Source organism: Paenibacillus sp. yr247, assembly GCF_900103825.1.
Taxonomy (GTDB): Bacteria; Bacillota; Bacilli; order Paenibacillales; family NBRC-103111; genus Paenibacillus_E.
On record NZ_FNIF01000004.1, the window covers coordinates 117,560 to 137,718 of the forward strand.

A 20,159-nucleotide genomic window follows, 5' to 3' on the forward strand; every position below is an offset into this window, starting at 1 on the left:
CTATGTCCGGAAGTTTTCTTCCAACCTCAAAAAATGATTTATCCGCGCTACCAACTTGAATTCCGTTAAGATTGTAACCTCACCTTCATTTCAGAATTCAGACGATTGACTTCTCTAGCTCCAACAAATTATTTAAGCTTAAGGCTAAGCTATCCATTGGGTTTCCCGGACAATAGTCTTGTTCAACAGCAAACCACTCTACGCCATTTTGTAATCCCCATTTCAGAATCGGCACAAAATCGATTAAGCCGGTTCCGATTTCTGCGAAATATTGTCTGCCGTCTGCTGTCATATCTTTTAGATGGAGAATTGGCATGCGGAATGCATAATTTCGAATGAAAGACAGTGGGTCTTGACCAGCCTTTTTAACCCAATACGTATCAATTTCCGGATGAATTGTTGGATCATCGAGCACATATTCAAGGGCAAATTTCCCGTCAATCGTTGTATGAAATTCAAAATCATGATTGTGATATCCGGCTCGGAATCCCGTGCCGCTTACATTCGCAGCAACATCGTGTAAATCTTTGCGAACGCTGGCATAACCTTCAGGGTTCATCAATTCATTCGGTAACGAGTGACAGATGAAATCCTTTGTATCGAAAAGGCGTGCTTCCTCCAAAACAGCGTCTAGATCATGTTTCATACGATCCAAACCGACATGAATACCAGCAGTTCGTAATCCAATTTCTTTCATTATAGCGGCGATATCTGCAGCAGGGTACCCGTGTAATCCATCGATTTGAACGGCTGCCCAACCCATTTTTTTCAAATCTCTCAATACGGTTGGAAAATCCTTTTTGACTTCATTTCTCAGTGTATATAATTGTGCTGCTAATTTGTGTCTGATCATTTTACGATCTCCTCCCTTTGCAAATCTAGCCATTCGATCTCTTGAGAAGTTAATTCAAGATTCATTGAAAGTATCGAAGATTGAAGCTCTTCCGGATTCCGGGGCCCAATGATCGCACAAGTCGGAAACGATTGATTAAGGACATAGGATAAGGCAATTTGAATCGGTGTTACCTGTTTTTCCTTCGCTAGCTTCACTGCGCGGCGATAACGCTCCCAGTTATTTTCGCTATAGTAAACTCTCACCATTTCCTCATCAGCCCGATTGTCCGGCGAGAAATTCCCTGAGAAAAATCCGCCTGCCTGAGATGACCAAGCTAAAAGCGGCAGTTGATTACGCGAATGCCAGGAACAAGTTTCGTCGTCGGCCGAAACGCAGCCCTCCCACCTAGGCTCATTTGCCTTTGCAAGACTCAAGTTTGGACTGTTAAAAGCAAACCCAATAAGATTATGTGAAGCAGCATATTCATTAGCTTCCTGAATTCGACGGAACGACCAATTCGAGGCTCCGATAGCCCGTACTCGCTTAGCTTGAATATGTTCATTTAACTCTTCTATAATAGGCCCGACCGCTACGCTTGGATCATCGCGATGCAGCGCGTACAAATCGACATAATCAGTGCCAAGTCTTTCTAAGCTTTCCATTAAATCCTTGCGGATTGCTTGCGGATTCACCCGACGACCCGGACTGCCATCATCATGATGAGCGCCTTTGGTCAAAATAACGACATTCTCCCGGAGCTGCTTCTCTGCCAGCCATTGACCAAGAATCTTTTCTTTATTCCTATATTGATGTGCCGTATCAAACATATTGCCGCCAGCAGCGATGTAGGCATCCAGCATGGTCCTCTCCGGCTCTTCCAGCTTTCTTAAATCCCCAGTTCCCATAATTAATCGGGAGATTGCTTTCTCCACTCCCGGTATATGCATAAACTTCATATTGATCCCTCCGTCTGCGTTATACATCTTTTTTAAAATAGGCCGTAAGCTCAACTCAAACTTGAATTCCTTTTCGTTGAAGCGGTATGGCATCCAACTAAATATTCTGGTATCGTTACCAGAACGACGGTGAGAAGTCATCTGGTAGCGTTTTCAAACGGTTGATTAAAATACTCTGGTTCGCTTCCAGAACTAAAATTAAACTCTCCTAGTATCGTAACCTAGTATAGTTAAACTAATCGTAGAATATCTCAGATACTTTTATGTGTCAATTTGTTTTTTTCTGTTTTTTATAACATCTCTCTTAACCAATTATTCCCACCATTTTTACCATTTGTTACTACTTCATGCTTTTCTGGGCATACTGAAAAATAATTTTATTCTTAAATCAGAAATCAACTGATCCTTCGAATTTCATTATTGAAAGCATATTATTAATAAAAAAAGGGAGGTCGATGAAAAATTGATCCAGTTTAAACCGAAAATGGATCTCAGTACGGCAGAAATTTTTTTACAAAATGTTTTGAACGGTCCAGTTTCTGGTGTACAGCCGATCGAACAAGGCGAACTGAGCAAAGTTTTCAGCTACAGCCATCAAGGCAAGGATTTTGTTATCCATTTTAACAGCAGCAGAGAGGGTTTTGAGAAAGAGCGGTATTTGCATGAAACCTTCTCCTCCCAAGGAATACCAATTCCGCGAATCTTGGAGATAGGCAGAGCAAACGAATTATATTTTTCAATTGCGGAAAAAGCTTCAGGCAGGACTATCATCAGCTATCCGGAAACTGAAATAAAACAAATTCTTCCTGATCTTGTTGAACAATTTACAAAGATCAACCAAGTAAGATTAGGCCAAACAAAAGGGTATGGGTGGATTCAGCCTTCGGGAGACGGCTCCTATGATAGCTGGCTTGAATTTCTTATCTCTTTCTTTCGAGAAGAGCAATCCGGCTTTTGGAACGGTTGGTATGCGCTTTTTGAGCACAGTTTCTTAGAGCAGGATGTATTCCAGTACATATATGACATCATGATTGATTTGTCCAAGTGTTCACCCGAAAAACGTTATCTCGTGCACGGCGATTTTCATTTGGGGAACATGCTCACGAACGGACGCACCATTACCGGCATCGTCGACTGGGAGATGGCCATGTACGGAGATTTTGTATTCGATTTAGCCACGCAGCACCTATGGACACCGCAGCTGCAATTTCCCCAAATGGTACGCGGTGCTTGGGCAAGCGAAGGGCATGATATTCCCAAATTCGAGGAGCGACTTCTGTGTGCCCTGCTCTTCAAAGGCTTGGATGGACTCAGGTTCTTCGCCAAAAAAGGCGACCGGAATGCCTACGACATGGTGAAGAGCGAGCTTCTTGGGCAAACAAAATAAATCCCCATCCATTCATTCGGCACTTATTTCGTTAGATTAAAACTATATTTTCAAGGTCTGCCCATTAAAGCGTCAAGGGCTGCAACGTGGCAGCCCTTCTGAAATTCAACTACTATTCTTAGTAAATATAAGGTTATTTGAAAATAAAGCACCAATAGCTCCGGAAAATTCACCATTTTCAACAAAGATGGGGAACGCTCCTCTAAGAATTGTATAACTTTTCACAGTCTCAATAAGAAGGTTATTTTGAATAAATGAGGATCCAATAAAAACAACCGATGGTACACCGCAACTCTTTGCCGCAAGAACACTAGTTGTCGCTACGGTTTCGCCTACCAGTCCGATTACCGAAGCTAGAAGTTCTTCGTGCGGAACCTCATCTTTAGAATCAAAATGTAAAACTCTCCCAAAATTACTAGCAGTTAAGTCTCCCGGAATTGGAGGTTCTGCTCCCTCATAAATGTGTTTCACTTTCAAATCAATTCGATCTCTAACTCCCTTAGCTGCTAATTTAACGATAGATTCATAATCAGTTATACCGGTGAGCAAACGAGATAATCCTAACAAAGTACCGCCACCAACACCGGTTCCACCAATACGTTCATGTTTGCTACTCCCAACATGGTGTATCGAAGTGCCTGTACCCACATTAGTTAGTACATACTCTTGCTGTTTTGGATCGGATTTATGGAGAAGATATTGTACTCCGCGAATTGTTGCCTCAAACTCAACAATATGTAAAGGTTTTCGTATCATGAATGATTCAAATAAAGCAGCTTTGCCACCGGTGAGACAAATCTTTGCTCCTTCTAACTTATTAATCTTTGAAACAACTTGTTCTATTTGCGTTACAGGGAATTTGCTAAAACTAAGAGATTTATTTTCCATGCATACAACTTTGATTAACGTACCACCGGCATCAATTCCAATAAACATAATTGCTTTGTACTCCTCTCAATGTATCCCCATCAGTAAAGCCGCGTATTATAGCCTTCATTCAGTTCTCTTGCCACTTGTTCCGCAGTAACATCTGGGATCTTTGCATGATCTACCAACATTTGAGGAACCGAAGGAAAGAATTCTTTGGATAACCAAGAATCCGGGGACCATAGTCCTGATCTTATGAACGCTTTTGCACAGTGCGCATAACACTCCTCCACCACTACACCAATACCAAACAAGGGGCTACGACCATTTACAACACTCTTATCAAGAAGTTCTGGATCACGGCATACAAAGGCTCTCCCGTTCACTCTTAGGGTTTCTCCTAAACCTGGAATAATAAATAGAAGTGCAATATGAGGATTTGTTAAAATATTTTGAATTGAGTCCATCCTCCGATTGCCAGGACGTTCTGGAATAAATAAATGATGGTCATCGAGAACCATTACAAACCCAGGTGCATCTCCCCTTGGAGAAACGTCACATTGTCCACTCGAATTCGAAGTAGCCATTGATAAAAAGGGAGATTTGGAAATAAACTCTCGGCAATGCTGGTCTAGAGTTGGTATCACTTTATTTGCTGCTCTCTGGCTAGGATACCCATATAGAGAACGCAACTCCTCAAATTGTTCCTCTGTAGAAATGATTTCGCGAAATCCAGAACTCATACTTGCACCTTCAATCTTTGGATATACCAGCATAATACTTTATGTTAAATCAAGCTCCTAGCTTTAAACTCTAGATTTAGAATCTCTCCTACATAAGACGTGTCATATGTACTTGTTCCACAAATGAGGTAAATCCTAAACTCTCTAATAGCTCGATGAGCTCCTTATTGGAATCTCTTAGGTTCATGGCCAATCGCCTACATGAGAAAGATAATGGCGCATATAGTTCGTTTAACGCAGCTTTAAGGATATCTACCGCATCCGTACGGTCTGGAATCGATTCACATTGGTAAAGAACGATGGTTGTCAGGTTTCCGTCTTCTCCGAAAATACGCTTAAACAGTGCGTAACCAACCGCTTCATCGTCATTGGAAACGATTAAGCATTCCCCTTCTTTCATACTGGCCCATTGCGTTTGCCATGCTGAGAAATGCTTATAGAAAGACAGTCCTCTGACTTCAAGTGGTTGCCCTCTTTTTGTAATGTAACAGCGTGGATTGGTCGGTGCCAAAAGACTGGCGTCCAAAACTTCTGTATGCTGTAAACTAATTAGCTGCTCGGTAATTTCATATCCGACATATTGATAGAGATTTACCGCGGATTCGTTTTGAATGAGCGCTTCCAGAAAAGCGATATCCACTCCCTGTTCACGATACAACTGAAAGTTTCTTTCCATTAGTTTTTTTCCGATCCCTTTTCCCCTATGCTCAGGCGAGATGCCAGTGCCACCGTTCCAAGCCACTTTCTTTCCTTCAATGAATCGGAACCCATTCATCACGAAACCAATAGGTTCACCGTTTGCATACACCGCTAACGAGTGCTCTAATGAAAGTCCCTCGCTGACTACTCTTAAAAGAAACCTGTCCAAGTTCATAGTAAGATTTACAAAATAACCTTCGAACCCCTTGTTCCACAACGTCAAGATGTCTTCCGCCGATAATTCACTCATTTTTTTATAAGTCATCATAAACCTTTTCCTCCCGTTTTTATGCTTATATTTACCGTTCCGGAAGCATTCTGGATTAATTTGGAACATTGGTCACCTAGCACAAAATATTTGGTTATTCATGTTTCGTCCCTATGTCATTTATTTACATTATATAACGTAGGGAGTATTTCGTTAAGCATCTTTCTTTCCTTCCTTTCTTCCTATCATTTGTAATTTGGCAAAAATCGCTGTTCATGCGGCATTCCAAAAATTAAGTCGATAAATGCAGGAAAAAGATGATAATGGTAGAAACCATAACTTAATCTAGTGTCCTAAGCCCTAAACAGGAGGAATTTTACAACATGTCCATTGACCATAGATTAATAAATGAGTCTTTATTTATTCAAGCATTTAATTATGCACCGATTGGCATGGTTCTCGTAGCTGCGAACGGAATCTTTCTAAAAGCTAACCCAGCTATCTGCTCCATGTTAGGGTATTCTGAATCTGAATTAAAAAATATAACCTTTCAAGAGATCACTCATCCAGAGGATCTAGAGCTTGATATTCTATTCATGACCGAATTACTCGCATACAAACGCGATTCGTATCAGATGGAGAAACGGTATATTCATAAAAATGGACATATCGTATGGGCAATTTTAGCCGTTTCATTAGTCCATGATGACGAAGACGCCACTCAATTCTTTATTTCCCAGATTATCAATATAACCGATCAAAAGCATATGGAGATCAGCTTACGTGAGAAAGAACGTCTTCTGCATGAAAGAGATCTTCACTATCGATCCATTGTGAATCATAGTTTTGATTTCATTTCCATACATAACCCGGACGGTACTTATCAAGACCTATCCGCTTCCTATTATGAGGTTCTTGGGTATTCGTCAGAAGAAATGATTGGCAAACCAGGTTTGACATTTGTTCATCCTGATGATGTTCATAAGGGGACTCAGGACTATGAGGCTGTCCTTCAAACAGGTAAACTGCCTAACCTCGTTTATCGAATACGCAAAAAGAATGGTGAATATTTATGTCTTGAAGCAATCAGCATCACCATTACCGATCCTAACACGGATGAAATCATAAAAATTATCGTCGTATCCCGAGATATTACCGAACGAATGAGAATGATAAAAACGCTGGAGGAAACTCAAGAATTATACCGGATTATTTCAGATAACGCGCAAGATATCATTACGTTTGCTTCACCAGATGGAGTAACACGTTATATTTCACCCGCTGTTAGAAATTTACTTGGCTATGAAATGGAGGAATTGCTTGGGATACAATGGACCGATGTATGGCACCCAGAAGATCTAGCCGATTTTACTCAAATGGGTATCTTTCAAGATTCAGATGTCGATATTTTTAAATGCCGTGTTCGTCATAAACAGGGTCACTACGTTTGGTTCGAGACGACAGTCAAAATAATCCGCAATGAAAAAGGAGAAATCGCTCAAGTTTTGGGTGTAGGCAGAGATATTACAAAACGTAAACAAGCTGAAGATGAGTTATGTACGACACAAGAAAGATTAGAATCCTTCATTAAGAATAATGGGGATGCAATTTGGGTAGTTGACCGTGATGGAAAAGTTAAGGAAGCCAACGCTGCCTTCGAGAAGATGTTCCAGTGGCACTCCCAGGAATTAATCAACCAGACAATGCCCATCATACCTGAACATCTCAGACAACAGTCCTTCGCTCTTTGCGAGCAGGTCCTATCTGGACATTCGGTTATCGGTTACGAAACGATTCGACTGTGTAAAGATGGAACCTTAATCGATGTGAGTACAACATTATCCCCTATACGAGACACAATGGGGCATATTATTGGAATAGCTGGTATATGCCGCGATATTACAGAGAAGAAACAAGCGGAACAGAGTTTAAAGGCGACCAAAGAACAGCTGGAATCTTACATTGATCATAACGTTGATTCCGTCTTAATTTTAAATTTGGAATACAAAGTTGTAAGGGTAAATCATGCCTTTGAAATAACGTTTGGATGGTCATCATCAGAAATCGTCGGAACGAATGTGTTCGATCTTCCACTCATTCCAAATGATCTTAAGCCTGGGGTAGTCTTAGCGCTTGAAAGAATGCAACCCTATTCTGTCGAAACGGTTAGAAGGAAAAAAGGCGGAGACGAGATTCCCGTCATGGTATCGTTATTTACGATTCAGGATGAGGCTAGGAACCCCAATGGTTGGGCAGTTACCCTAAGGGATATAACCGCAAACAAGAATGCGGAAGAATTGCTGATCAACTCTGAGAAGCTGTCTGTTGCAGGTCAATTGGCCGCGGGAATCGCTCATGAGATCCGTAATCCCATTACAGCGATTAAAGGCTTCATGCAGCTCTTGAAATCGGGATATTCAGAGAAACAACTGTATTATGATATCATGTCTTCAGAAATTGAACGTATCGAAATGATTCTCAGTGAGCTGTTAATCCTGGCAAAGCCTCAATTGGTTCATTCCGAACGTAAAGATATTCGAATTCTTTTGGCTCAGGTAACCACGTTATTAGACACGCATGCCATTATAAACAATGTCCAAATAGTAACGGAATTTGAACCGGGTATCACCCATATTTTGTGTGATGAGAATCAATTAAAACAAGTGTGTATCAATTTCATTAAAAATGCGATCGAAGCCATGCCGCAAGGGGGAACCGTCGTTATTCAATTAAAAAGTAAAAGCGAAGATACGATACTTCTGCGTTTCATTGATCACGGATGCGGGATCCCTGAGCATATCCTATCTAAACTAGGACAACCCTTTTATACCACGAAGGAAAAAGGAACTGGCCTCGGCTTCATGGTCAGCAAGAAAATCATTGAGAATCATAATGGAACAGTGAATGTATTCAGCAAAGAAAATGAAGGAACTACGATTGAGGTCCGCCTTCCAACAGCATATTAACGTTGATCTTTATAAACGACAACAACTAGAAAACATAAAAAGCGGGAAGCAGCTGCAACTGGGGAAGCTTTTCAAGTTCATTTGAAAACCAACTCCCATGGTTCATACTTTGGCTTCTTATCGCTTCTCTCCTGAATACAATCGGCGTTATTCCAGTGGGAATCCAGCCTTATATTAATGAATTACTTTCATAGTAGAAACGGAGTGAAATGAACAAACAAGCTGCCCCCATTGAAATAGGAGCAGCTTGCTAGTTGTTACTTAGGCTTGTTCTCTAAGCACTCTGCGCATCGTTTTGCCTGAACTATTCTTAGGCAGCTCTGACATAAACTCTACGATTTTCGGTAACTTGTACTTGGCTAGTTTATCTTGACAAAATTGTAGAAGATCATTCATCGTCAAGCTTTCGTCCTTACAGACAACGAAGGCTTTGACCGTTTCCCCATAATTCTGATCAGGAACACCGACAACCGCCGCTTCGAAAATAGCCGGATGTTGATACAACACTTCTTCCACTTCTCTGGGATACACATTGAAACCACCCACGATAATCATATCCTTCAAACGGTCGACAATAAAAATGTAACCGTCTTCATCCATTTTGGCCAAATCGCCTGTATAGAGCCATCCGTCTCTCAATGAGGCCTCTGTCGCCTCGGGCATACCCAAATAGCCCATCATCACATTCGGGCCTTGCACTATCAATTCGCCAACTTCTCCTCTTGGCACTTCATTTCCGTATGTGTCGACCACTTTATTGGTCACATTCGGGATATCTACACCGATAGATCCCGGCTTACGCAAACCGCGCAGCGGGTTGAAGGCTGTAACTGGAGACGCTTCGGAAAGTCCATAGCCTTCGTTTACATGGACTTTATACTTCTCCTCAAACTTATAAAGAACTTCAACTGGCAGAGATGCTCCCCCTGCTGCACACTTGCGGATCGAAGCAAAGTCTTCTGCTGTTGCGCCCGAAAATTGAAGCAAGAAGTTATACATCGTTGGAACGCCTGCGAACATGGTCGCTTGCTGCTCACGAATCGTTTTCACCACATCGGCTGGGCTGAATTTAGGAACAACCAAAATCGTTGCTCCCGCAGCGATTGGGCCGTTCAGACAAACAGTCATACAGTAAACATGGAACATTGGAAGTACGGTAACGATCCGATCTTCATGACTGAGTTCAAACAACTCGCCAACTGAATGGGCATTGGTTGCCATATTGCGATGGGATAGCATGGCACCTTTCGGTTTTCCTGTTGTTCCCGATGTGTATAAAATGACGGCTAGATCATCTTCATTCATGAGAGCGGATTCAATATAATCTCTGCCAGCTTCCATTAACTGCTTCCAAGCAAATCCTGCTTGCACATCGCCTGTGTAGACTGCTAGTTTCAAGGTAGGCAGCTTGTCTTTAAGACTAGTTAACACGGGCTCAAGCCCAGGAATAGCTATAACAGCTTTTGCCTGGCTATTGTTCAAAATATAAGCGATTTCTTCGGACGTATACGTTGGATTGATGGGAACAACAGCCGCTCCTAGGTGTAGAATGCCGTAATAGGCAATGATAAACTCTGGCGCATTACCAAGCAGTATTGCTACCTTGTCGCCTTTTCCAATACCATGGGTTGATAATCCGGATGCACAACACTGAACCTGTCGATTCAGTTCCTCATAAGTTACGCTCTGATCACCAAATACATAAGCACTCCGCTCTGCGTATTTGGCAACACTTTGTTCCAAGTTCTTATTCAAGTTCAAACTCATGATACACCCTCTCCTCTTTGAACGGTATCAAATAACAAACAGATCAACAAATTCATTCACGGGTGTTAATTCAAGTTTGGTCTGGTCTAAGCATAACGCATAGATCTCTTTGCTCTGTTTAGAAGGGAATCTGGTTGCCAAATTGGCTTCAAATTTCTGTTCTAGCACAGGAATACCTTCCGGACGTCTTCTACGATGGCCAATCGGGTATTCGACTTCCACCTTCTGAGTGGATGTGCCGTCTTTAAAAAACACTTGTACGGCATTTGCAATCGAACGCTTTTCCGGATCGTGGTATTCTTTGGAGTATCTTTCATCTTCAACCGTTACCATTTTTTCGCGTAATGCATCGATTTTAGGATCGTACGCGACGGTATCTTCATAATGATCGGCTGTTAAATCGCCATGAAGAAGTCCAATAGCTGTCATGTACTGTAGACAATGGTCGCGGTCTGCCGGATTATGCAGAGGTCCTTTTTTATCAATGATACGGATGGCCGATTCATGAGTCGTAAGGATAATTTTATCAATTTCATCTATTCGGTTCTTCACCTGATTGTGAAGCTGCAAAGCGCATTCGACTGCCGTTTGCGCATGGAATTCGGCTGGGAAGGAGATCTTGAACAGCACCTGCTCCATCACATAAGATCCATAAGGACGTTGAAACTTAAATTCATTTCCTTTGAACAGCACATCGTAGAATCCCCAAGTTTTGGCTGTAAGAGCGGAAGGGTAGCCCATTTCGCCTTTTTGGGCCATGAGGGCTAACCGAACTGCTCGGCTAGTTGCATCACCCGCAGCCCAAGATTTGCGGGATCCTGTGTTAGGGGCATGTCGATACGTTCTCAACGCTTGCCCATCAATCCATGCATTTGACACCGCATTAATGATTTCTTCTTTGGAAAGCCCAAGTATAGAGGAAACAACGGCTGTAGATGCTACTTTCACTAAAATGACGTGATCTAGGCCAACACGGTTGAAGCTGTTTTCCAAAGCGATAATACCTTGAATTTCATGTGCTTTTATCATGCCCTCCAGCACGGTACGCATTGTAAGGGGAGCTTTGCCTTCAGCAACCCGTTTGCGGCTAATGTAATCGGCCATAGCCAGTATGCCGCCCAAGTTGTCGGACGGATGGCCCCATTCCGCAGCCAACCATGTATCGTTATAATCAAGCCAGCGGATCATGCAGCCAATATTGAACGCAGCCATAACAGGGTCGAGTTGATACTGCGTGCCTGGCACCTTGGCGCCGTTCGGAACAACTGTACCCGGCACGATCGGTCCAAGATGCTTCGTGCATTCTGGGTAACGCAGAGCAAGCAGACCGCAGCCTAACGTATCCATGAGGCATAAACGAGCTGTTTCATAAGCCTCTTTGCTATCAATATTGAATTCGGAAACATAATTAACAATGTCTACAATGACTTGATCCGGTTCGGGTCTAACGTTACTGATATGAGCTGACATTTCAGATCCTCCAATATGATGAATGATTAGTTGCGATGCTCGATTGGGAGCCAGGCTGTTGGTTTAGGACCAGTATAGTCAGCGCTTGGACGAATTAATTTGTTATTCGAGCGCTGCTCCATCACATGCGCAGCCCATCCGGCCGTACGTGAAATGACAAAAATAGGTGTGAACATCGGTGTTGGAATGCCTAGCAGATGATAAGCCGATGCGGAGTAAAAATCTAAATTCGGAAACAGCTTTTTCTCACTCCACATGAGGTTTTCTATGGTTTCCGAGATATTATACAAAGCCATATTTCCTGCTTCTTCACACAATTGTCTGGACCATACTTTAATGACATCGGAGCGTGGGTCAGAAATCGAGTACACCCGATGTCCGAAGCCCATAATTAACTTTTTCTCAGCCAGCATGTTACGTAAACCAACCTCAGCTTCTTCAGGTGTATCAAACTGCTCAATAAGCTCCATTGCAGCTTCATTCGCCCCTCCGTGCAGCGGTCCTCTCAATGTTCCGATTCCTGAAGTAATGGAAGAATAAAAATCGGATAAGGTTGCTGCCGTTACTCGGGATGCAAACGTAGATGCATTAAACTCATGTTCAGCATATAAAATGAGCGATACATCCATGCAGCGTTCATGCATTGCGCTTGGCTTTTTGCCATGAAGCAAATGCAAGAAGTGACCTGCAATGCTTTCATCGTCCGTCTCCGTTTGAATGCAAGTGCCGTTATTATGGAAGTGGTACCAGTACAACAGCATGGAACCGAAAGAAGCCATCAGACGGTCGGCGATATCAAATTGCTGATAGGCCGCACCTTCTTGTTCCACCGTTCCAAGCATGGAACAGCCTGTGCGGAGAACATCCATAGGATGAGCGCTCCCCGGCACCAACTCAAGTACATGTCTGACTTCTTGCGGCAGCCCGCGAAGCTTGGAAAGTTTTTCTTTGTATCTGATTAATTCACTCTGATTCGGCAGTTTACCGTATAACAACAAATAGGCGGTTTCTTCAAATGTGGCATGCTCCGCCAAATCGCTGATGGAATAACCCCGGTAGTTAAGTCCTTTCCCTTCCTTGCCTACTGTAGCAATGGCTGTCTGTCCAGCACTAATGCCAGCTAATCCACCCGTTTTTTTTGCCATTGTCATTTGAGTTCCCCCTTCTCTCCTTCGAATAATTCATCCAACTTTTTCTCATATTCAAAATATTTCAAGAAGTCGTAAAGCTCCATCCGGGTTTGCATAGAAGCAATCACATTTTTCTGCGTTCCTTCAGTGCGTATCGTGTTATACACATTTAAAGCTGCTGCGTTCATAGCACGAAAAGCGGAAAGCGGATACAGAACCATGCTTACGCCTGCTTCCCCCAGCTCCTCTGTCGTAAATAAAGGCGTCTTTCCAAACTCCGTGATATTAGCTAGAACTGGAACCTTGACAGCTTCCGCGAATTTGCAGTATTGATCTAGATCGTAAACGGCTTCCGCGAAAATCATATCCGCACCGGCTTCAATGTAGGCACAAGCTCTTTCAATGGCCGACTCTTCCCCTTCTACCGCCAAAGCATCCGTACGCGCCATGACTACAAAGCTCGGGTCGTCTTTTGCATCGACGGCTGCTTTAATCCGATCCACCATCTCCGCTTGGCTGACGATTGCTTTATTCGGACGATGTCCGCACCGTTTGGCCATCACCTGGTCTTCAATATGAACACCGGCTGCTCCAGCAAGGCTCATCTGACGAATAGTCCGGGAAATATTAAAAGCACTTCCAAAGCCTGTATCTGCATCAACCAGCACAGGAAGCGACGACGCGGATGTAATCCTCCGAACATCTTCAAGCACATCATTCAAGGTTGTAATCCCTAGATCAGGAAAACCAAAGGAAGCGTTTGCAACTCCGGCACCAGATATATACAAAGCCTTAAACCCTACATGTTCTGCCATCATGGCAGCGTAGGCATTCACAGCCCCGACCACCTGCAGCGGCTTCTCCGTTTCGAGCGCTTTTCGAAACCGAAGCCCTGGTGATTCTAGCTTACTCATTCTGATCCCCTCATTCCTTTTCTAATTAATGACACGGAAAGTTGATGTCCCCATGGCTGACAACTCACCGTTCTCACCCGTAATCGTGCCGCTGAGCGTTATCATTTTTCGTGATTGATGAACAATTTCAATAGTGGCAAACAGCTTGCCTTCCCTAAGTGCGCTAAGAAAGTGAACATTTATACTCGTCGTGACAACCTGCTCATTAGGTCTAGCCCGCATAGCGGCAGCGCCCATCGCGTTGTCGAGCAATGCGGAAAGCACACCGCCATGGACGATGCCTAGGACATTGAGATGATGAGGTAACAAATCCAAGCTAATCACTAGTTTATCTTCATCGGCACTCTCGAACTGGCATCCAAGATAACCCCAGAATGTATTCTCAATATCAACGAATGTAGGCTGCACTAAGCACTCTCTCCTTCAAGAAAGCAAAAGACTATATTGTGTATCTCTCAACCTGAATAACTCGTGCGGCAATGCTGCGTTTTAGTGCTAATGAATCCAGTGGATTCACTTGACTAAGCTTCTTCAGCACGGATAATTGCGTGCGTAATGCATCACCGGAGTCCATTGTCATAAGCGCTTCCTTTGCACGGGATTCAACTTTCTCAAAAGCTTCGCGTATAAATACTTGTGTCATCTCGATCGCATTTACCGCTTTGTCTTCACCTGATTTCTGGGCGATCTTCTTCGTGCGCAGCAGGACGCTTTCCATCGCGAATACCTGAATCATGATGTCAGCAAGGTGGCTTAACACCTCTTGTTCTTTATCTAAGGCCTTTTGATACTTTTGTACAGCGAGCCCCCCGACCATGAGGAATATTTTCTTCGTCATATCGATCAAGTGCGTTTCTTCTTCCAACAAGTCATCAAAGAACTGATTAGGCACAAATGATTGCAATTCGTTTTGCAGCTCAGCCGCTTTCTGAAACAACGGCAGCTCACCTTTGGTTGCTTTTTTCACGAGCGTTCCCGGAATAAGCAGACGATTAATTTCATTCGTCCCTTCAAATATACGGTTGATTCGTGAATCTCTATAAATACGTTCGATTTTGTATTCTTGAATAAATCCGTATCCACCATGAATTTGCACACCTTCATCCGCGATGAAGTTAAGCGCTTCCGAAGCGAATACTTTGTTAATCGAGCATTCAATTGCATATTCGGCAATTGCCTTCGTAGATTGATTCCCAGCGTCAGGAGCATTGTAATCGAGGTGCTGCAGCGATTCATCGAATAAGCCCGCTGTGCGGTAAAGCATGCTCTCCATGGCGTAATTGATGATATTCATTTCCGCCAGTTTTTTACCGATTAAAGGGAATTTAGCAATTGGCGTATTGAATTGTTTGCGCGTATTAGCGTACTTACTCGAAAGTTCGATGGCCTCTTTCCCAGCACCCACACACCAGGCTGCCAGTTTGTAGCGGCCAATATTCAAAATATTGAATGCGATCAGATGGCCTTTGCCGACTTCACCAAGCAGATTCTCTACGGGCACATGTACGTCTTCAAAATAGAGCGGACGCGTCGAGGAACCTTTGATTCCCATCTTTTTCTCTTCCGGCCCTAGTGTAAAGCCAGGTAAATCGCGCTCTACGATAAAGGCGCTGAAATCCGTACCGTTCACTTTCGCGTAAACGATGAAAACGTCAGCAAAGCCCGCATTGGTGATATACAATTTGGAACCGTTCAAAATATAATGCTGACCGTCCTCGCTAAGCACCGCGGTCGTTTTTGCGCCGAGCGCGTCGGAGCCTGATGCTGGTTCAGTGAGACAGTAGGCAGCGATTTTCGTCCCTGAGGCGAGATCTGGCAGATACTTTTTTTTCTGTTCAACGGATCCGAAATAGACGATTGGCAGCGTACCGATACCTACATGAGCTCCGAAGGTCAGAGAAAACGAAGAGCCTTTCGCAAACGATTCGCTGATGAGCGTTGAGCTTACCTTGTCGAGACCAAGACCACCGAACTGCTCCGGCACATCAGCCCCGAGAAGACCGAGTTCCCCGGCTTGGCGCATTAATTTTACGGATAACTCATAGTCTAGCTTCTCGATATGTTCGTCGTTCGGAACAACCTCTCCCTCGATAAAATCAAGAGTCATTTGGTTAATCATTCTATGTTCTTCCGTGAAGTCTTCCGGTGTTGTCACCTGAGAAAGGTCGAGATCTTCAATAATGAAACTGCCACCTACCATTTTTTTACTTGCTGTTGTCATGTGAATCGCTCCTTTATTCGTTATTGGGGATGAACTTCAAATACACCTGCTGCACCCATTCCTCCTATGCACATGGATACAATACCGTATCCGCCGCCGATCACATTCACTTTCGCCTCGTCGATGCCTAGGTGGCGAATGCTGTGCAGACATTGGGATGCGAATGCCTCATTAATTTCAAATACGTCAAGATGATCACAGCCGTACGAATTTATTTCATGAGAGCGCTTCCTCCTTGGCTTGTTTCTGTAATGGCAAATCAGTTTTCAGATCACCGAAAACAGCAAGCTCCAAAATCTCCGCGATATCACGGGCCTTCACTTGATCTTCAACCTCTTTCATTTTCGTGCCATCTTCCATCATTGTGAGACAGAAAGGGCAAGCTGACGAAATAACGGTCGGTTTGACGGCTAGTGCCTGCTCGGTACGAGCAACGTTAACACGCTTGCCAGCGCTTTCTTCCATCCACATCATGCCGCCTCCAGCACCACAACACATCCCGTTTTCACGAGATCGCTCCATTTCAACAAGCTCCACACCCGGGATCGCTCGCAAAATGTCCCGCGGTTGATCATAGACGTTGTTGTATCGGCCCAAATAGCAGGAATCGTGATACGTAATTCGTTCACTTACTTCATATCGAGGATTCAGCTTGCCCTGCTTAACCAAAAGGTCGAGCAGCTCCGTGTGATGCAGTACTTCTGCTTCAAGTCCGAACTCAGAATATTCATTCTTCAGTGTATTGAAAGTGTGCGGACAAGCCGTCACGATCTTCTTAACTTTGTATTTCTCGAATGTAGCGATGTTTTCCGAGCATAGTTGTTGGAAAAGGAATTCGTTGCCCAGTCTGCGCGGCGTATCGCCCGAGTTCTTTTCCTCATTGCCCAATATCGCGAAGTTGACGCCAGCTTCATTCATTAAACGCACTAAGGCGCGTGATACTTTGCGGCTTCGGTTATCATAGGAGCCCATCGAACCAACGAAGAACAAAATGTCAAAGTCAGGGTTCTCTTTCACAGTAGGAACCTGCAGCTCACCGTTTGGATCAATCTCCTGTACCCATTTGACTCGGTCGTTACGGGAGATCCCCCATGGATTTCCTTGGCGCTCGATGTTTTGAAGTGCTCTCTGCCCGTCATGCGGCATGCTGCCCTGGGTCAATACAAGATAACGGCGCATATCGACAATTTTGTCCACATGCTCGTTGCCGACCGGACATTGATCTTCACAGTTGCGGCATGTCGTGCAAGCCCAAATTTCATCTTCTGTCATTACATCGCCAACCAACTCAATCTCAGTCGCAGATTTATCACCGGCAATCCACGCATGCTTCTGTGCCTCAATGGTCGGAGCAATATCCGTTATACCTTCACCTTGCCATGCACCAAGCTTTTCCTCATATTGCATGGTATGAACGCCACCTCCGGAGAAAGCGAACTCTGGCACCCAAGGAGACTTGGATGTAATCGCTGTGCCTTTTTCCGTCAGATGGTCGCGAAGCTTCACGATGAGGTGCATGGGCGAAAGTATCTTTCCAGTGCTTGCCGCTGGGCAAACATTCGTGCAGCGTCCACATTCAACACAAGAATATAGATCAAGCATCTGCTTTTGCGTAAAATCTTCGATCTTGCCAGCCCCAAAGGATTCCGCTTCTTCATCTTCAAGATCAAGCTTGCTCAGTCTTCCAATTGGTTCAGTCTTTCGAAGCAGAATATTAATCGGAGCAGTTAGGATGTGAAAATGTTTAGATTGCGGAACGTATACGAGAAACGAAAGCAAGATCAACAGGTGGCACCACCATGCCGTATAGAACCCAACCGCTGCGCCTTGCTCAGACATACCTCTAAATGCAGCTGCAATTATGGAGGAGAATGGCGCGTAGCCGGAAGCAGGCAGTCTATCATGTACTCGCTCGAATGCAAGGCTGAACAGGACAGACAGCATGAGGAAGAAAATAAAGAAGACGACAATGCTTGGCTTCCAGCCTCTTTTAAGCCGTTTCAGCTTTTCCACATATCGGCGATATGCTGCATACCCCATGGCCAACAAGATGAGCGCCACTGTGATCTCCTGTATAAGCCCGAATGCCTCATAGCCTGGGATCGGCAGCCCGCGTCCGATAAGTCCTTTGAGGATTAAATCAAGAGCCCCGAACTGCAATATAATGAAACCATAAAATACGATGATATGCATGAGTCCGCTTTTACGGTCTTTCATTAACTTTGTTTGCCCGAATACTTGGGTCATGAATACGCGCAGCCGTTCTTTCGCTTCCTTTTTCAAACCCACCGGCTTCCCGAGCTTTACGTATAAATACCTATGATACACGGCCTTATAAAATAAGAACAAAGCGTACCCCGTGACCGCCAAAAATAATACCAACTGCATCCCTTGCCACATGATGTTGTCCATCTCCTTTACGTCATTGCGGTGTAAAATAAAGAAAAAATAAGCGCTTACAATATCAGAATAAAATATCATCCCGAACCCCTAAACAACGCCTTGACAACGGTTTTTAGGTATCATATGATGAAATTGAAAAAATGACTGACTAGTCATTCTCTAATCCCTATTTTATCACCGAGGTGTTTTAATTGACAAGGAAAAAAAATGAAAAGCATTCTGAGATCCTAAAAGCGGCCCTCGAAGTCTTTGCGGAAAACGGTTTTCACCGCTCTCAGGTATCCAAAATTGCCAACACTGCAGGTGTAGCTCAAGGTACAATTTATCTTTATTTCAAACGTAAAGAAGACATCCTTATCGCCCTCTTCCAAGAAATTATGAGCGATTTGGTTGCTAAATTTACCGTGGGTATCCAAGAAAGTAAGGATGTAAGAGAAGCACTGCATAAGATTTGCCACATTCACTACAGTGAAATGGAGGGAAATGTGAATTTGGCCCTTGTCACTCAAATTGAGCTTTTTCAAAGCGATCGCGAGCTGCGCAAAACAGTTGGTGAAACGGTCAAGCCTTATATTAAATTAATTGAGGAATTACTTCTGAAAGGGATCGAACAAGGACTTTTTCGCCCTAGCATGGATGTCAAACTTGTCCGATTGCTGCTTTTCGGAGCCATGGATGAGGTTGTTACTTCTTGGCTCATCTCGGGCCGTAAATATTCCCTTGCCGCACAAACGGAAGGAACCATTGATTTCTTCCTTAACGGCATTAGCAAGTAATTTAAGTACGTAAACTGAAAGGAGCCTATAAATGGATATTATCGTATTACTAAAACAAACCTTTGACACAGAAGAAAAAATAGTTATTCACAATGGCGTTATTTCGGAGGATGGGGTGAAATTCGTGGTCAACCCTTACGACGAGTATGCTGTTGAGCAGGCTATCCAGATTCGTGACGAGCTCGGGGGGAAAGTGACTGTGATGTCCGTCGGACCCGAACGCTCTACGGAAGCACTTCGTACTGCTTTGGCGATGGGAGCCGACGAAGCTGTACTGGTCTCGGACGACCGGATTCCTGTGGATGAAGCCTCTGTGTCCCGCGTGATCGCTGCCTATATTGGCAAACAGCCTTTCGATCTCATTCTTGGCGGCAACTTTTCCGTTGATACCGGAGCTGGTCAAGTGGCTGTGCGTGTTGCCAGGCTGCTCGGTATTCCACACACCTCTTCCATTACGAAGCTCGAGATCAACGGCCAAATAGCCATCTCGCACCGGGATACGGAAGGTGATCTTGAAGTTGTTGAGGTTCCGCTCCCAGCACTTTTCACAGCGCAGCAAGGTCTCAACGAACCGCGTTACCCTTCTCTTCAAGGCATTATGAAGGCCAAAAAGAAACCGTTCTCCCAACTGACATTGGAAGATCTCGGGCTAGCAGCAGATGAGCTAGCAGCCAAAACTGCGAGAATCGATCTCTCCCTTCCTCCGGAACGAAATACAGGAAAAATGCTGAAAGGCGATCTCGCAACTCAAGTGTCTGAGCTTGTTCAACTGCTTCGGCAAGAAGCGAAAGTGATTTAAAATAACCGAATCAATCAT

General features: G+C 44.0%; 16 protein-coding genes and 1 pseudogene. 4 read left to right on the forward strand and 13 right to left on the reverse strand.

What is annotated here, in order from left to right:
* Positions 1 to 97: 97 nt before the first annotated feature.
* A complete protein-coding gene (locus BLT91_RS11325; RefSeq protein WP_254776897.1) occupies positions 98 to 853 on the reverse strand; it encodes a sugar phosphate isomerase/epimerase family protein in 756 nt (251 codons plus the stop codon).
* Positions 850 to 1,791: an aldo/keto reductase gene (locus BLT91_RS11330; protein ID WP_090820819.1), complete on the reverse strand. Its 942-nt coding sequence runs from the start codon at positions 1,789 to 1,791 to the stop codon at positions 850 to 852. Before BLT91_RS11330 ends, BLT91_RS11325 begins: the two co-directional genes overlap by 4 nt.
* A 463-nt stretch (positions 1,792 to 2,254) precedes the next feature.
* Here BLT91_RS11330 and BLT91_RS11335 point away from each other — a divergent pair, with 463 nt between their 5' ends.
* Entirely contained in the window at positions 2,255 to 3,178 is a 924-nt protein-coding gene (locus BLT91_RS11335) for a phosphotransferase (protein WP_090820821.1), read from the forward strand.
* Positions 3,179 to 3,283: 105 nt separating this feature from the next.
* Here BLT91_RS11335 and coaW read toward each other — a convergent pair whose 3' ends face one another.
* The 3 genes from coaW to BLT91_RS11350 all read right to left on the reverse strand — a co-directional run bounded on the left by coaW (position 3,284) and on the right by BLT91_RS11350 (position 5,755).
* On the reverse strand, positions 3,284 to 4,114 hold the full coding sequence (gene coaW, locus BLT91_RS11340; RefSeq protein WP_090820823.1) for a type II pantothenate kinase: 831 nt from the start codon (positions 4,112 to 4,114) through the stop codon (positions 3,284 to 3,286).
* Between the two features lie 32 nt (positions 4,115 to 4,146).
* Positions 4,147 to 4,788 (reverse strand): pyridoxamine 5'-phosphate oxidase family protein, encoded by a 642-nt coding sequence (locus BLT91_RS11345; protein ID WP_090821200.1) that lies wholly within the window; start codon positions 4,786 to 4,788, stop codon positions 4,147 to 4,149.
* Between the two features lie 88 nt (positions 4,789 to 4,876).
* On the reverse strand, positions 4,877 to 5,755 hold the full coding sequence (locus BLT91_RS11350) for a GNAT family N-acetyltransferase (protein ID WP_175532246.1): 879 nt from the start codon (positions 5,753 to 5,755) through the stop codon (positions 4,877 to 4,879).
* Between the two features lie 323 nt (positions 5,756 to 6,078).
* Between BLT91_RS11350 and BLT91_RS11355 the strand changes: the two genes are divergently transcribed.
* Positions 6,079 to 8,661, forward strand: coding sequence for a PAS domain S-box protein (locus BLT91_RS11355; RefSeq protein ID WP_090820827.1), 2,583 nt, complete (start codon positions 6,079 to 6,081; stop codon positions 8,659 to 8,661).
* Positions 8,662 to 8,922: 261 nt separating this feature from the next.
* Here the strand turns inward: BLT91_RS11355 and BLT91_RS11360 are convergent, their stop codons facing one another.
* From BLT91_RS11360 to BLT91_RS11395, 8 genes and pseudogenes are all read right to left on the reverse strand, one after another.
* Complete coding sequence (locus BLT91_RS11360) at positions 8,923 to 10,428, reverse strand: long-chain-fatty-acid--CoA ligase (RefSeq protein WP_090820828.1); 1,506 nt, start codon at positions 10,426 to 10,428, stop codon at positions 8,923 to 8,925.
* A 27-nt stretch (positions 10,429 to 10,455) separates the two neighbouring features.
* Positions 10,456 to 11,898, reverse strand: coding sequence for a bifunctional 2-methylcitrate dehydratase/aconitate hydratase (locus tag BLT91_RS11365; RefSeq protein ID WP_090820830.1), 1,443 nt, complete (start codon positions 11,896 to 11,898; stop codon positions 10,456 to 10,458).
* Between the two features lie 26 nt (positions 11,899 to 11,924).
* Positions 11,925 to 13,049, reverse strand: coding sequence for a bifunctional 2-methylcitrate synthase/citrate synthase (gene prpC / locus BLT91_RS11370; protein ID WP_217635208.1), 1,125 nt, complete (start codon positions 13,047 to 13,049; stop codon positions 11,925 to 11,927).
* A complete protein-coding gene (gene prpB, locus BLT91_RS11375; protein ID WP_090820832.1) occupies positions 13,046 to 13,942 on the reverse strand; it encodes a methylisocitrate lyase in 897 nt (298 codons plus the stop codon). Before prpB ends, prpC begins: the two co-directional genes overlap by 4 nt.
* 21 nt (positions 13,943 to 13,963) lie before the next feature.
* Positions 13,964 to 14,350 (reverse strand): PaaI family thioesterase, encoded by a 387-nt coding sequence (locus BLT91_RS11380; RefSeq protein WP_090820834.1) that lies wholly within the window; start codon positions 14,348 to 14,350, stop codon positions 13,964 to 13,966.
* A gap of 31 nt (positions 14,351 to 14,381) precedes the next feature.
* Entirely contained in the window at positions 14,382 to 16,163 is a 1,782-nt protein-coding gene (locus tag BLT91_RS11385) for an acyl-CoA dehydrogenase family protein (RefSeq protein ID WP_090820836.1), read from the reverse strand.
* Between the two features lie 20 nt (positions 16,164 to 16,183).
* A pseudogene (locus BLT91_RS11390) lies at positions 16,184 to 16,354 on the reverse strand (acetyl-CoA C-acyltransferase); the annotation flags it as partial.
* A 25-nt stretch (positions 16,355 to 16,379) separates the two neighbouring features.
* On the reverse strand, positions 16,380 to 18,551 hold the full coding sequence (locus tag BLT91_RS11395; RefSeq protein ID WP_090821205.1) for a heterodisulfide reductase-related iron-sulfur binding cluster: 2,172 nt from the start codon (positions 18,549 to 18,551) through the stop codon (positions 16,380 to 16,382).
* A gap of 206 nt (positions 18,552 to 18,757) precedes the next feature.
* Between BLT91_RS11395 and BLT91_RS11400 the strand changes: the two genes are divergently transcribed.
* Positions 18,758 to 19,342 (forward strand): TetR/AcrR family transcriptional regulator, encoded by a 585-nt coding sequence (locus BLT91_RS11400; RefSeq protein ID WP_090820838.1) that lies wholly within the window; start codon positions 18,758 to 18,760, stop codon positions 19,340 to 19,342.
* Between the two features lie 31 nt (positions 19,343 to 19,373).
* Positions 19,374 to 20,141, forward strand: a complete 768-nt coding sequence (locus BLT91_RS11405) for an electron transfer flavoprotein subunit beta/FixA family protein (RefSeq protein WP_090820840.1) — start codon at positions 19,374 to 19,376, stop codon at positions 20,139 to 20,141.
* Positions 20,142 to 20,159: the final 18 nt, after the last annotated feature.